The organism is Legionella sp. 227 (genome assembly GCF_043161935.1).
GTDB lineage: Bacteria > Pseudomonadota > Gammaproteobacteria > Legionellales > Legionellaceae > Legionella > Legionella sheltonii.
The window spans coordinates 3,508,031-3,521,920 of the sequence record NZ_CP171154.1 but is presented as its reverse complement, the minus strand read 5'-3'; the positions used below and the strand labels follow the sequence as shown (position 1 = coordinate 3,521,920).

Sequence of the window (13,890 nt, the reverse complement as noted above, 5' to 3'; positions counted from 1 at the left end):
TCGCTGCACCCAGGCTACAATACTCCAATATCTCCTGTGGTACTTCTCTCCTCTTCAGACTAATTTATTTATCTGGGCGGAGGAGGGGGCAAATGACCAAGTCGATAAATGATTTGGGTCACTGCATCTTGCTTCATTTCTCCAATCAAAATACTTTCTTCATCTTTAGAGCCAAGAATTCGGTCATTATTTAATGTAAGTTCTCGAGAAATATTGATTTGACCAGGAACCGTTACAACCTGGCCTGCGCGTGTTTTCAAAGAAAATAATACGGTTAGGGTTAAAGTATATTGCCTAGGATTCGTGCTTGCTCCAACACTGATAATCTGTTGTTGCAGGTTTACTTCATTAATCATCAGCCAATATTGCGCACGAGAAGGATCCGAATTAACTTCAATTTTTGATCCCTCAAGTCGGGACTCGAGTATTGAGATAAATTGCTTGTCATTATTCTCAGAAATAATGGCTACATTATTAAGCCAACTCGGTGCATTGCTTATCCCTCGTAAATGAAAGCCACATGCCGAGAGTAATAAAACGAGTATAAAAGGAACTGTACTGCGTAAGGTTGAAAAGGGTCGTATTTGTTGCTTTTGATGTCCCGCGGATTGTTCTCGAAGAAGATACGGGACATTGGAAGAAGAATCAGAATAATGAGGCTTCATTAGCTAACAACCAAGTTAATTAATTGTCTATGTGCCACAACAATTGCTTTTTTTACTGTTTTATCAGCAAGAAAATCTTTTGCATGTTGTTTTGCTGCAGCAATTAAAGCCTCTTCTGTCGCATCAACGCTGGCGGTAAATTGAGCTCTTAACTTTCCGTTAACCTGAACTACATAATCCACTTCATCAGTTTTTAAAGCACCTTTATCAACTCTAGGCCAATTAGCGTCAATAATTGCTTTTTCAAAGCCTAATTGTTGCCAGATGTGATGTGCAATATGTGGTGTTATAGGAGCCAATAATCGCAACAGAATACTTAGACTGGAATGAATAAAGAACTTATCTTCTTCGGTTTCTATTGCGTAATTGGATATTTCATTAAACAGTTTCATACAACCTGAAACTACTGTATTGAATTGATTTCGATCATAATCATGCGTTGCTTGGGCAAGAATTTGATGCACGACATGACGTGATTTTTTTAAGCGGCTTTCTGCTTGTTGCCAGTTCACATGTCCATTGCCACTCAGGATGATATCATTCACTTCAATGAACATATTTTGGTGCTGGTAAGCAAAAGCCCAAATTCGTTTTAAGAAACGATGAGCGCCTTCCACAGCTGTATCTGACCATTCCAACGATTGCTCTGGTGGGGCTGCAAACATAACAAATAATCGAGCTGTATCTGCACCATAAGTATCAATCAGATTGTTTGGATCGACGACATTACCTACGGATTTAGACATTTTATGTCCGTCTTTTAAAACCATGCCTTGGGTTAGTAGGGCTTTAAATGGTTCGTCTGAATTTACTAAACCTTCATCACGCATTAATTTATGAAAAAAGCGGGCATAGAGTAAATGCATCACAGCATGTTCAATACCACCAACATATTGATCTACAGGAGTCCAGTATTTTGCTCGATCATCAAGCATTGCGTTTTCCTGGCCTTTACATGCAAAACGGGCATAATACCAAGATGACTCAACAAAAGTATCAAAGGTATCCGTTTCACGATATGCATCCTGACCACATTTAGGGCAGCTTACATTGACGAATTCTGGGCATTGAGCTAATGGTGAACCGGTTCCCGTAAATGTCACGTTTTCTGGAAGAACCACGGGAAGCTCTTCATCTGGAACAGGAACAGTACCGCATTGGTCACATAAAATCATGGGAATAGGTGTTCCCCAGTATCTTTGTCTCGATACACCCCAATCACGTAATCTGTAGTTAATCGTTGCTTTACCTACATCATGTTCTTCAAGGTAGCTGGTTATAGTTTCTACTGCTTGAGAAGAACTTAAGCCATCGAACTGACCTGAATGAATCAATGTACCTTCTCCTGTATAGGCAGATGCATTGAAATCATGTTTTGTATCATTTGCAGGTTTAATGACTTCCTTAATGGGAAGTTGGTATTTACGTGCAAATTCCCAGTCTCTTTGGTCGTGTGCTGGGACCGACATTACTGCTCCCGATCCGTATTGCATGAGTACAAAATTTGCAACCCATATAGGGAGTTCTTCACCGGTTATGGGATGGATTGCTGTCATGCCTGTAGCCACGCCTCGTTTTTCCATGGTAGCAAGTTCCGCTTCAGCCATTTTGGTGCCTTGGCAGCTATCAATGAATTCTTTGACTTCTTTACGGGTACTGGCTGCTTCTTTAGCAATGGGATGATCGGTTGCTATGGCAAGATAGGTTGCACCCATTAAGGTATCAGGACGTGTTGTGTATATTTTTAAGCGTTTAGGATAATTATTAACGTTAAAATGAATTTCAGTCCCGGTGGAACGACCAATCCAATTGCGTTGCATTTGTTTTACTTGTGCCGGCCATTCGTCCAATGTATCCAGTGAGCTGAGTAACTCATCAGCATAAGCCGTGATTTTTATAAACCATTGAGAAATTTCTTTTCGTTCAACAAGCGCGCCAGATCGCCAGCCGCGTCCATCAACGACTTGTTCATTTGCCAAAACAGTTTGATCTACTGGATCCCAATTCACTACCGCATTTTTTTTGTAGACTAAACCTTTTTCAAATAATCGAATGAAGAACCATTGTTCCCATCGATAATATTCAGGTGAACAAGTACAAATCTCACGTCTCCAATCATAAGCATTGCCTAGACGTAAAAATTGCTTTTTCATAGACTCTATATTTTTTCTGGTCCATTCAGCCGGTGGAATTCCGTTTTTGATGGCCGCATTTTCAGCGGGCAAACCAAAAGCATCCCAACCTATTGGTTGAAGTACATTTTTGCCCAAAGCACGCTGATAACGAGCAATAACGTCTCCAATGGTATAGTTGCGAACATGGCCCATGTGCAATGTTCCACTCGGGTAGGGGAACATGGATAAACAATAAAATTTCTCTCTGTTTAAATCTTCTGAAACGTTAAATGATTGTTTTTTATGCCAATACTGTTGAGCTTGTTCCTCAACTTCTTGTGGTATATAGGTATTATCCATAGTCCAGTTTTTTAAGTGACTCTAAATCTGCTAAGGATAACTCCTCTTGTGTCTGCCAGCAATAGATTATTATTCGAATAAGCGACGAAGTTGAATAAAAAGTATAAAAATAATGAAAAATGCACAAAAAATGAGGGATGGGTACTCATGCCATATAATCCAAGGAGTCAAACCTTCTGCAGGGAGTATACTGCTTTGTAGGACACCAGGACTAAATGGAGGAAGACTTTCTATTATATCTCCACCTGAGTCAATGACTGACGATAGTCCATCATTATTGACGACTACTTGATATCGTCCTGTAAGCAGAGAAAGCACTTGGGCCATTTGTAGTTGTTGGTAACTGGCTAATGAATGCCCAAACCAACCATTGTCACTTATTGAAACAATCCATTGAGCTTTAGGCATTTGTTCGCGCAATAGCTTGGGGTAAGCAATCTCATAACAAATGAGGCTTGCTATGGGATGATTTTCAATTCGAATCAGGGATTGTTTTCTTTTTCCTGGTAATAAATTAGGTTCAGGTAAATGAAACCAATGATTGATTCTAACCAAAGGTTTTGGAATATATTCTCCAAAAGGAACAAGTTGTCGTTTAAGTTTTTTACCTTTGGCTTGCCCAAGCGTAATCACTGCGTTGTAATAATTTGTTTCCCTATCATTTGTAGGTTGTAAAATACCTAACATAAGTGCGCTTTTTGCTTTTAATGCTTTGTTATTCAGCCTAAGTAAATATTTATCCAAATAACTTGCGGGAAGTGGTATGGCAGACTCGGGCAAAATAATTAATTGTTTTCCTAGGAGTTTGTTGATTGCCTTTTCATAGTACTCCAGCAGGTTCCAAAATAAGGTTTCATCCCATTTATCGCGCATGGATAAATTGGCTTGAACAGCACCAATACTTATAGGTTCTTGTTTGACTTTTGACCATGAAATGTTTTTTAACAGCATTGGACTGATAAGAATCAGTACAATGGCAATTAAATAATGGTAACGCCTCGGAGAGTTTTGTGACACCGCTAAGGTGAGTAATGCTGAAATGAGGACACAAACTAAACTTAGCCCATAAATTCCTAAAATGGGAGCAATATATTTTATTGGTGTATCAATAAGCGGTGTTCCTACTAACAACCAAGGGAAGCCGGTAAATAAATTAGCACGGCAATATTCACTCAAACACCATAAGACACAAAATAAAACTAGAGACAACAACTTCCGATTTTTGAGTTCAAACACTTTATATAGGTAAGCAACTAAGGCAGGGAAGAGCGAAAGATACATAATGAAAATTAATGTAACCAATCCTGCAAGGCAATAATTGAGTTGACCATAATCATGGATACTGACTATGACCCAAGAAACCCCAAATCCGAAATAACCCATCCCGAAAAAAAATCCTAGAGAAAGGCCTTGTTTTCTAGAGCAATTTTGGAGGCTCGAATAAAGAAATGCCAAACTCAATAGTGTCAGCCCTGGTATATGAAAAGGAGCAAAACCAAAGGGTGCCAGCAGACCTGCTATAAATACAAAAAAGTATTTAATAGAGCCAAGACGAATTGAGGAGTTTAATGGGATAGAATTGGCTAAAGCAGTTTGCTTCATGAGTTGTAAAAAAAATATAAAAAGATAAGATAATGTAGTCCTCTGCTCAGGTCAAGGATTAGTGGAGTATTTTAGTAACAATTCACATCAGCTCACTGAAAAGTCATGTATGCCTCATTATTGTTCAATTTGGGGTTCAATCAGGCTTTTCGCCAAGATTCATAAATGTCGGAAATAATTGCATATTTTAGAATTCCGGCTGAATTTTCATCTCCAGCCATTTGGGTTATTTTTTTAAAACATAAGTCCCCGGTGCATCACAAAGTGGTCTTATATCTTTTGCAGGATTACCGAAATCAGGCGGTTTCTTTTTGGAGCTTGAGAGATCTGCAAGCCATTTTTCCCAAGCTGGCCACCAGGAATTTTTAAAATGAGGGGCTTTTTCCAACCAAACGTCAGGTGATAAATGTTTGTCATCGATCTTATGAGTTAGCATCTGATAGCTTCGTCCTGATTCACCAGGTTTATTAACAATGCCAGTATTGTGTCCGGCGTTAGTCAATACAAAGGTAATATCGCTATCAATGAAGTAATGAATTTTATAAACAGATTTCCAAGGTGCTATGTGATCTTTTATGGTGCTTACGACAAAAGTTGGTACTCTGATGTCGGCAAGATTGATCGTGTCATCAAGTATTTTAAAACGTCCCTCAACTAAGTCGTTATTTAAAAATAAACTACGTAAATACTCGCTATGCATTTTGTAGGGCATTCGTGTAGTATCATAATCCCATGCCATTAAGTCACTGACCTCCTGTCGTTTACCCAATAAATAATCATAAACCAGACGAGACCAAATGAGATCTATAGACCGTAACATACTGAACGCCCCAGCCATTTGAGACCCGTCCAGGTAGCCTTTTTCCCACATAATGTCCTCAATGTAAGTAAGTTGGTTTTCGTCAATAAATAACTGCAGTTCACCTGCATCCTGAAAATCAGTTTGGGCTGCGAACAAAGTCATTGTTTTTAATCGATCATCTTCCTTTGCGGCCATTTTTGCTGCAACCATGGATAATAAGGTTCCTCCAATACAATAACCTACTGCATGGATTTTTTCTTTTGGGATAATTTGATTAATTGTATTTAATGCATCCATCACACCATGTATTGCATAATCTGAGAAATCCAAGTCCCGATCTTCAGACGTTGGATTTTTCCAGGAAATCATAAATACAGTGTGCCCTTTATCCACTAAAAATTTAACCATGGAATTGTTAGGTGAAAGATCGAGTATGTAATACTTCATAATCCAGGCAGGGATGATTAATATGGGTTCCGGATAGACAGTGGATGTTGTTGGCGCATATTGGATAAGCTCAATTAATCGATTTCTATAAATAACCTTTCCAGGTGTTATCGCTATGTTTTCTCCCACTTTATAGTGTTCACTACCTGCAGGCGGTAAATTATTTAGATTTCTGGTCACGTCATCAATAAAATTATTCCATCCGTTGATAAAATTCATACCTCCTTCATTAAGTGTCGCATTGATTACTTCAGGATTCATTCCAGGAACATTTGAGGGCGCACAGACGTCCAAAAATTGACGTGTGACAAAATTAACAATATTTTCGTTATGCTTGGAAACCCCACGAAGATGTGTAGTGGCATCATCCCACCATTCTTCAGTTAATAAAAAAGATTGAGCATATACGTTGAATGGAAATTGAGACCATAACTCATTTTGAAAGCGATAATCAGTTTGACGCACTTCGATACAAGGTTTGTTTTCATCCTGGCTCTGTTGCTGTATGTATAACAATAAATGGCCCAATTTTTTGAGTGCTTCTATATTTAAGTTGCCTAGTTTTGCTGGTGAAAAATATAAATAAAGTAACCAATCTGCAAAAGACAGCAAGAGCGTAGCAGGTGATAACCAGTTGCTGAATCGGCTGATTGCCGCATGGAATAGTCTATCGTAACTAAGTCCTGCATAGTCGCATTTTTTTTCTGATTCAGTGGATAGAGGGGCTTGCATATTTCCAACTGATTTTGGATGCTGCTTTTTTGATTTATTCATGACAAGTTCCTTTTGCCAAATCTAAAAGTATTTTAAATATAGTTTTTTTCTAACATTATGCATCAAAAATTGAATTAACTCGATTTTAAAAATAGCATTTTGGAGTTTCTTGGGTATCGATTAGAGAATACTATCCAATTCCCAATATTTTGTGTAGGATGATTGCGTTTTATAATGGAGAGGGATTAAATGTATAATGTAATGATTACTGGTGCAGGGAAAATTGGTAGCTTAATCGCTTGTTTATTATCAGACAGTGGTTCTTACCAGGTCCATTTAGTTGATATAGATTTTAATGGATCAGATGTGAAAAGACTGTTGGAAGCAGTACCCAAAATTAAAACAGTCGCCTTAGATGTTAAAGATCAGCAGTCAACTCAAGCTTATATGGAAAAGCATGATATTGTAGCTGTTATCTCGAGTCTTCCCTATTTTTTAAATACATATGTTGCTGAGGCTGCAAAAGCTGCTAAAGCACATTATTTTGATCTTACGGAAGATACGGCCGTTACAGAAGCAGTAAAAGCGATTGCTCTTGATGCAGAAACTGCCTTTGTGCCTCAATGCGGATTAGCCCCTGGATTTATCAGCATTGCCGCGAATAGTCTCATGCAGGAGTTTGAAGAGAGTTTTCATGTGAAATTACGTGTAGGTGCTCTTCCACAAAATGCAAACAATGCACTTCAATATTCATTAACTTGGTCTACTGATGGCGTGATCAATGAATACGGTAACCCTTGTTACGCAATTAAATATGGAAAAGCTGTAACTTTAGCACCTTTGGAAGGATTAGAAACCATTCAAATTGATGGTTGTGAATATGAAGCGTTTAATACCTCTGGTGGTCTGGGAAGTTTGGCAGAGATGCATGCTGGTAAAGTGCAAACCATGAATTATAAAACAATGCGTTATCCAGGCCATTGTTCTAAGATGCGTTTATTAATGAACGACTTACGATTAAATCAAGATAGACCTACTTTAAAACGCATTTTAGAAAATGCCATTCCCAAAACTTATCAAGATCTTGTGATAGTTTATGTTTCTGTTGAAGGAATGAAACGTGGTGAGTTGACAGAAAAAAATTACGTGAAAAAGATTTATCCCGAGGAAATTTGTGGTTTGGAATGGTCCGCAATTCAAATAAGTACCGCTTCAGGTGTTTGCGCGGTGGTGGACTTGGTGCTGGGACAATCTAATGAATATAAAGGCTTGGTATTGCAAGAAAAATTCCACTTGTCTGCAGTTTTAGAAAATCGCTTTGGTCGCTATTACGCGTAACCTGAAATATCGTTGCACTGTTCCCGGGTTCACCTAGTTGTATCCGGGTTACCATGGAGATAATGAATGGATATATTAAAACGCTTGAAAATTCATGCAGTTAATCCAGGTGCCTATAGTGGCCAGGGTTGGCAAAGTGGAGTTCATGAGCATAAATTAATCTCTTATAATCCAGCAAATGGTGAAAAGCTTGCGGAAATAGCAACCTGCACCCTGGATGATTATGAAGAGGTAATGACCCGTGCACAGCATGCGGCACATGAATGGAGGAAAATTCCTGCTCCCAAAAGAGGTGAAATAATACGGCAAATTGGTCAGTCATTGCGCGATCATAAGGATGCTTTAGGCAGTTTGGTTTCTTTAGAAATGGGCAAATCCAAGCAAGAAGGGGATGGTGAAGTTCAGGAAATGATTGACATCGCTGATTTTGCAGTAGGTCAGTCACGTATGTTATATGGGAATACCATGCATTCGGAACGTCCTCAACACAGAATGTATGAACAATGGCATCCGTACGGTATTGTGGGTGTTATTTCAGCATTTAACTTCCCAGTCGCAGTTTGGTCTTGGAATGCTTTTCTTGCGGCCATTTGTGGTAATGTCACTGTGTGGAAACCTTCAGCAAAGACACCTTTGTGTGCTGTAGCCGTTCAGCATATTTGCAATGATGTGTTGGCAGCTAATGGATGCCCTGAAATATTTAGTCTGGTGATTCCGGAAGATCATGATGTAGTAGAGACTTTGGTTAATGACCAGCGGATACCGCTTATTTCATTTACAGGTTCAACGGCAGTAGGAAAGCAAGTTGCCGCAAAAGTTGCTGCCCGCTTAGGTAAGACTATTTTAGAGTTAGGTGGCAATAATGCGATAATTCTTGATGAGTCAGCTGATCTTCATTTAGCAATTCCAGCGATTGTTTTTGGAGCAGTGGGTACTGCAGGTCAACGATGCACTTCTACTCGACGTTTGTTTGTTCATCATTCCAAATATGATTATGTTGTTGAACGCTTACGTTTTGCTTATGAGCAGATAACAATTGGCGATCCTTTAGATAAAATAAATCTTATGGGCCCTCTAATTGATAAACAAGCCGTAGACCAATTCAATAAAGCAATCGCCCGAATCAAAGAAGCAGGGGGGCGAATTATCTCTGGTGGCGAGGCTGTTCATCGACCAGGCTTTTTTGTACAACCTACATTAGTATGTGATGTAAAAAACCATTGGGATATTGTACAAGAAGAAACATTTGCCCCCATTTTATATGTTATGCCTTTTCAAACAATTGATGAAGCGATTGCTTTACAAAATCATGTACCGCAGGGGTTATCTTCTGCCATGTTTACTCAAAATTTAAAAAATGCAGAGCATTTTTTAAGTGCTTGGGGGAGCGATTGTGGTATAGCCAATATTAACATCGGTACTTCGGGTGCCGAAATTGGCGGTGCTTTTGGTGGAGAAAAAGAAACCGGTGGTGGTCGTGAGTCAGGCTCTGATTCGTGGAAAGCCTACATGCGTCGACAAACCAATACGATAAACTGGGGAAATGAACTGCCTTTAGCCCAGGGTATTCGTTTTGATTTAGTTTAATAAGTAGCAACTGTGCCCGGGTGAAGCGAGGCGTAACTCGGGTAATTTAATCTGCCATAAGAACCCGGGTTACGCCTCGCTTCGCCCAGGCTACATTTTAATTAACGAGGAAGAAAGAAATGCATGGACCTTTTTTTATAAAAAAAGTCGCAGTTCTGGGAGCAGGCGTTATGGGGGCACAGATTGCCGCGCACTGTGTTAACGCAGGTATTGAAACCTTACTTTACGATTTAGCGTCCAAAGAAGGAAACACGAATGCACTAATTGATAAAGCAATAGCTAACTTAGGGAAATTGAAACCTGCTCCGCTTGCAACAGCTCAAACTGCAGCGTTAATGCAAGCACGAAATTACGAACAACACCTCGCTGATTTATCTTCATGCGATTTAATTATTGAAGCCATTGCTGAACGTTTGGATTGGAAAGAGGATTTATACAAGCGAATTTCTCCATTTTTAGCAGAACACTCTATTTTAGTGAGTAATACATCTGGTTTAAGTATTGATTCTTTATGTTCTGTTTTACCTGAAATGCATAGAAGAAATTTTTGCGGTGTTCATTTTTTTAATCCTCCGCGTTACATGCATCTTGCTGAGCTTATTCCTGCCAAAACTACTGATAAGGAATTGGTAGATAATCTTGAAACTTGGTTAACTCGTTATTTGGGTAAAGGAGTGGTGCGCGCCAAAGATACTCCGAATTTTATTGGTAATCGTATTGGTGTATTTTCACTCTTAACGACCTTGCACCATGCTTTTGCTATGGATATGGGATTAGATGAAGTGGATGCATTAACAGGTCCTTTGCTGGGAAGACCGAAGTCTGCGACTTTTCGTACCATGGATGTTGTTGGTCTAGATACCATGGAACATGTAATCCATACCATGCAACAACAGTTGCAAGATGACCCATGGCACTCTAGTTTTAAACTTCCGGAATGGCTCACTAATCTTATTAAAGAGGGGCATTTAGGACAAAAAACTGGCCAAGGTATTTATAGGAAAAATGGTAAGGTTATTGAAGTTTATGATATTAAATCGGCGACTTATCGCCCCGCTCAACCTGCGGTAAATGATGAGTTAAAAGCCATCATGAGTGAGTCTGATCCTGCTGTACGCATGCAAAAACTTATTACTTCCAATAACAAGCAAGCACAATTCTTGGCAAGCTGCTTCAGAGATTTATTTCATTATTGCGCCTATCATCTTAAGGCCATTGCGGATAATGTTAGAGACGTTGATTTGGCAATACGTTGGGGTTTTGGATGGGTGCAAGGACCATTTGAAACATGGCAATTAGCTGATTTAACTCGAATGACACAGTATATTGACCAAGCCATAAAGGATAAATCATCTCTTAGTACAGCCGAATTACCTGGATGGTTGTTTGAAATTGATGCCTTCTATACAGAAGAAGGGGCTTATTCGCCACAAATGAATGATTATCAGCCTCGAAGCCAATTGTCTGTTTACCAACGTCAATACTTTCCTGACCGCGTCATTAAGCAAACAGCTCATTCTACACCTGTGATTTATGAAAATGAGGGGGTGCGCTTATGGAATTTACAAGATGATGTCGCTGTAGTGAACTTTAAAAGCAAGGCGAATACAGTAGGGCAGTCAGTTCTTGATGGACTGGAAGCGGCGGTTGAAATTGCAGAGAAACAATGTCGTGGTTTGATCGTTTATCAAAACGACGCGACTAATTTCTGCTCGGGTGCTGACTTACGTGGTGTCCTGAATTTAATTAAAGACAACAAAATGCATGCTTTGGACGACATGATTGCCCAATTTCAACGTGTGGCTTTACGTTTGAAATACAGTTCCATCCCAACAGTAGCGGCATTGAGAGGACGTGCTCTTGGTGGTGGTTGTGAATTAATGATGCATTGTGATGCTGTTGTTGCTGCCTTTGAGGCTTATCCAGGACTCGTTGAATTTGGTGTTGGAGTGATACCTGCTGGTGGTGGATGTAAGGAAATGGCAATGAGGGCAGCCCAACTGGCTCCCAAAGGCGATTTAATGACAGTACTTCAAGGTTACTACCAACAAATTGCCACTGCACAAGTTGCAGGCTCAGCAGCTGATGCAATGGAGATGGGGTATTTGCGTAGTACAGACAGCTATGTGATGCACGCTGATGAAGTACTCTACGTTGCTTTGGCCAAGATTAATTTTATGCATGCAGCGAATTATCTGCCTCCTTTAAAGACACAATTTCAAATCGCTGGAATTGAAGGTAAAGCACGATTACAAGCAGGGTTAGTTAATTGGTTAGAAGGTGGTTTTATTTCTCAGCATGACTATTTTATTGCTACGGAATTGGCAACAGTACTTTGCGGTGGCAATCTCAATCAAAACACTTTTGTTGATGAAAACTGGATGCTCAAATTAGAGCGAGAAGCGTTTATGACTCTAGCTGCATCACCATTAACTCAAGCGCGGATTAGTCATTTATTAGAAACTGGCAAGCCGTTACGTAATTAAGGGAGATTTAAAAATGACTAATGTATATATAGTTGACGCATTACGTACTCCTGTTGGTAAAGCACCCCGTGGTGTATTTAAGAATACTTTACCCGATGATTTATTGGCTCATGTGATCAAAAATTTAATGGAGCGTTATCCATCTGTGAATCATCAAGAAATAGGGGATGTTGTCATAGGTTGTGCTATGCCTGAGGCAGAACAAGGTATGAATGTGGCTCGCATTGCTGCATTACTTGCTGACTTACCCCAATCTGTTCCTGCCATGACAATCAATCGTTTTTGTTCTTCTGGAGTGCAAAGTATTGCTACCGTTGCAGAGACTATACGTAGTGGCGACATACACTTGGCTCTAGCAGGCGGCGTTGAAAGCATGTCCATGGTACCTTTAGGCGGAAACAAATACACAGCAAACCCTGTTATATTCAATAATGAAGACATCGCGATTGCGTACGGGATGGGGATTACTGCAGAAAATGTTGCAAAACGCTGGGAAATTACTCGAGAACAACAAGATGAGTTTGCTGCTGAAAGTCATAAAAAAGCAGTAGCGGCTCAGCAACGAGGTGATTTTAAAGCGGAAATTAGTCCCATAGAAATTACTTTAAGACAGGCTGATTTAGCGAGCTCGACAACCATAGAAAAGAAAAAGTGGATCAATGATGATGAAGGACCACGAGCAGATACTTCCTATGAAGTCATTTCTAAATTAAAACCTGTTTTTGCCGCCAGAGGAACAGTCACGGCAGGAAACAGTTCACAAACCAGTGATGGAGCAGGTATTGCTTTGCTGGCCAGTGAACAGGCTTTGCGCCAATATAATTTAAAACCAATAGGACGATTGATGAGTTATGCCGTAGCCGGTGTTCCTCCTGATATTATGGGAATTGGCCCCATAAAAGCCATTCCGGCTGCCTTAAAGCGAGCAGGTATTACTTTAGACCAGCTCGATTGGATAGAGCTTAACGAGGCTTTTGCCGCTCAGGCTCTGGCAGTAATTAAAGAACTTGATCTTCCACGAAGCAAAGTAAATCCCTTAGGGGGGGCTATTGCCCTAGGACATCCCTTAGGTGCTACAGGAGCAATCAGAACAGCTACTTTATTGCATGGTCTGAGGAGGATTAAAGGACGATATGGTATGGTAACGATGTGTATTGGAACGGGCATGGGAGCCGCTGCAATATTTGAAGCTTTATAGAATAAGGCTGAACAGTTACTACTGAAAACTATTATTTAAGCGTAGGTTGGGCCTTGGCCCAACTTTTTGAAAATATTTGCCCAATTTGAAATTTTATAAAGGAACAGTGTTTTTTTAAACGTTGGGCCAAAGCCCAACATTTGTTGTAGTCTTTTGAAGGGCCAGGCTTTAAAGCGGGAACCTATAGATTACATGTTGTAAAGAAAAGATTTTTAATTAGGAAATCGCTTAGTTTTTATCGCGGAAAATGATGCGGCCTTTAGTTAAGTCATAGGGAGTCAACTCGACTTTAACTTTATCACCAGTCAAAATTCTAATGTAATTTTTACGCATACGACCAGAAATGTGGGCAGTGATAACATGTCCATTTTCTAATTCAACACGAAACATGGTGTTGGGTAGGGTATCTATAACAGTACCAGCCATTTCTATATGATCTTCTTTTGCCATAGGTCTCTCAGTGATGTACCAAATTTATAATGTTTATTGTGTATGTATACTGCACTAAAATGAAGAAAATGGCAATCCAAGCATGTCAAAATTTAACTATTATGTCATTCTGTAAGGACAGTTTTCC

General features: G+C 39.7%; 9 protein-coding genes. 4 read left to right on the top strand and 5 right to left on the bottom strand.

Features of this window, described 5'->3' with window-relative positions; translation table 11 throughout:
* Window positions 1-68 precede the first annotated feature (68 nt).
* From lptE to ACF8MK_RS15300, 4 genes are all read right to left on the bottom strand, one after another.
* Window positions 69-665: an LPS assembly lipoprotein LptE gene (lptE, locus tag ACF8MK_RS15315; protein ID WP_392537384.1), complete on the bottom strand. Its 597-nt coding sequence runs from the start codon at window positions 663-665 to the stop codon at window positions 69-71.
* Entirely contained in the window at window positions 665-3,139 is a 2,475-nt protein-coding gene (leuS, locus tag ACF8MK_RS15310; protein WP_392537383.1) for a leucine--tRNA ligase, read from the bottom strand. Before leuS ends, lptE begins: the two co-directional genes overlap by 1 nt.
* Window positions 3,140-3,208: 69 nt before the next feature.
* Window positions 3,209-4,741 (bottom strand): apolipoprotein N-acyltransferase, encoded by a 1,533-nt coding sequence (gene lnt / locus ACF8MK_RS15305; protein ID WP_392537382.1) that lies wholly within the window; start codon window positions 4,739-4,741, stop codon window positions 3,209-3,211.
* A 226-nt stretch (window positions 4,742-4,967) separates the two neighbouring features.
* Window positions 4,968-6,764 (bottom strand): PHA/PHB synthase family protein, encoded by a 1,797-nt coding sequence (locus ACF8MK_RS15300; protein WP_392537381.1) that lies wholly within the window; start codon window positions 6,762-6,764, stop codon window positions 4,968-4,970.
* A gap of 189 nt (window positions 6,765-6,953) precedes the next feature.
* On the opposite strand from ACF8MK_RS15300, the gene ACF8MK_RS15295 reads away from it, so the two are divergent.
* From ACF8MK_RS15295 to ACF8MK_RS15280, 4 genes are all read left to right on the top strand, one after another.
* Window positions 6,954-8,042 carry a saccharopine dehydrogenase family protein gene (locus ACF8MK_RS15295; protein ID WP_265702343.1) on the top strand — a complete coding sequence of 363 codons (1,089 nt, stop codon included), beginning with the start codon at window positions 6,954-6,956 and terminating at the stop codon, window positions 8,040-8,042.
* A 66-nt stretch (window positions 8,043-8,108) separates the two neighbouring features.
* On the top strand, window positions 8,109-9,629 hold the full coding sequence (locus ACF8MK_RS15290; protein ID WP_392537380.1) for an aldehyde dehydrogenase family protein: 1,521 nt from the start codon (window positions 8,109-8,111) through the stop codon (window positions 9,627-9,629).
* Between the two features lie 119 nt (window positions 9,630-9,748).
* The gene (locus ACF8MK_RS15285) at window positions 9,749-12,115 is read left to right on the top strand and encodes a 3-hydroxyacyl-CoA dehydrogenase/enoyl-CoA hydratase family protein (RefSeq protein WP_392537379.1); all 2,367 of its coding nucleotides are present in this window, start codon (window positions 9,749-9,751) and stop codon (window positions 12,113-12,115) included.
* A 13-nt stretch (window positions 12,116-12,128) separates the two neighbouring features.
* Window positions 12,129-13,313, top strand: a complete 1,185-nt coding sequence (locus ACF8MK_RS15280; RefSeq protein WP_392537378.1) for an acetyl-CoA C-acyltransferase — start codon at window positions 12,129-12,131, stop codon at window positions 13,311-13,313.
* A gap of 228 nt (window positions 13,314-13,541) precedes the next feature.
* Here the strand turns inward: ACF8MK_RS15280 and infA are convergent, their stop codons facing one another.
* Window positions 13,542-13,763: a translation initiation factor IF-1 gene (gene infA, locus ACF8MK_RS15275; RefSeq protein ID WP_019233117.1), complete on the bottom strand. Its 222-nt coding sequence runs from the start codon at window positions 13,761-13,763 to the stop codon at window positions 13,542-13,544.
* Window positions 13,764-13,890 lie beyond the last annotated feature (127 nt).

What these genes read in the sequence shown, in the direction of transcription:
- ACF8MK_RS15300 (WP_392537381.1), bottom strand. Translation starts at nt 6,764, where the DNA reads ATGAATAAATCAAAAAAGCAGCATCCAAAATCAGTTGGAAATATGCAA.
- ACF8MK_RS15285 (WP_392537379.1), top strand. Translation starts at nt 9,749, where the DNA reads ATGCATGGACCTTTTTTTATAAAAAAAGTCGCAGTTCTGGGAGCAGGC.
- ACF8MK_RS15290 (WP_392537380.1), top strand. Translation starts at nt 8,109, where the DNA reads ATGGATATATTAAAACGCTTGAAAATTCATGCAGTTAATCCAGGTGCC.
- infA (WP_019233117.1), bottom strand. Translation starts at nt 13,763, where the DNA reads ATGGCAAAAGAAGATCATATAGAAATGGCTGGTACTGTTATAGATACC.
- lnt (WP_392537382.1), bottom strand. Translation starts at nt 4,741, where the DNA reads ATGAAGCAAACTGCTTTAGCCAATTCTATCCCATTAAACTCCTCAATT.
- ACF8MK_RS15280 (WP_392537378.1), top strand. Translation starts at nt 12,129, where the DNA reads ATGACTAATGTATATATAGTTGACGCATTACGTACTCCTGTTGGTAAA.
- leuS (WP_392537383.1), bottom strand. Translation starts at nt 3,139, where the DNA reads ATGGATAATACCTATATACCACAAGAAGTTGAGGAACAAGCTCAACAG.
- ACF8MK_RS15295 (WP_265702343.1), top strand. Translation starts at nt 6,954, where the DNA reads ATGTATAATGTAATGATTACTGGTGCAGGGAAAATTGGTAGCTTAATC.
- lptE (WP_392537384.1), bottom strand. Translation starts at nt 665, where the DNA reads ATGAAGCCTCATTATTCTGATTCTTCTTCCAATGTCCCGTATCTTCTT.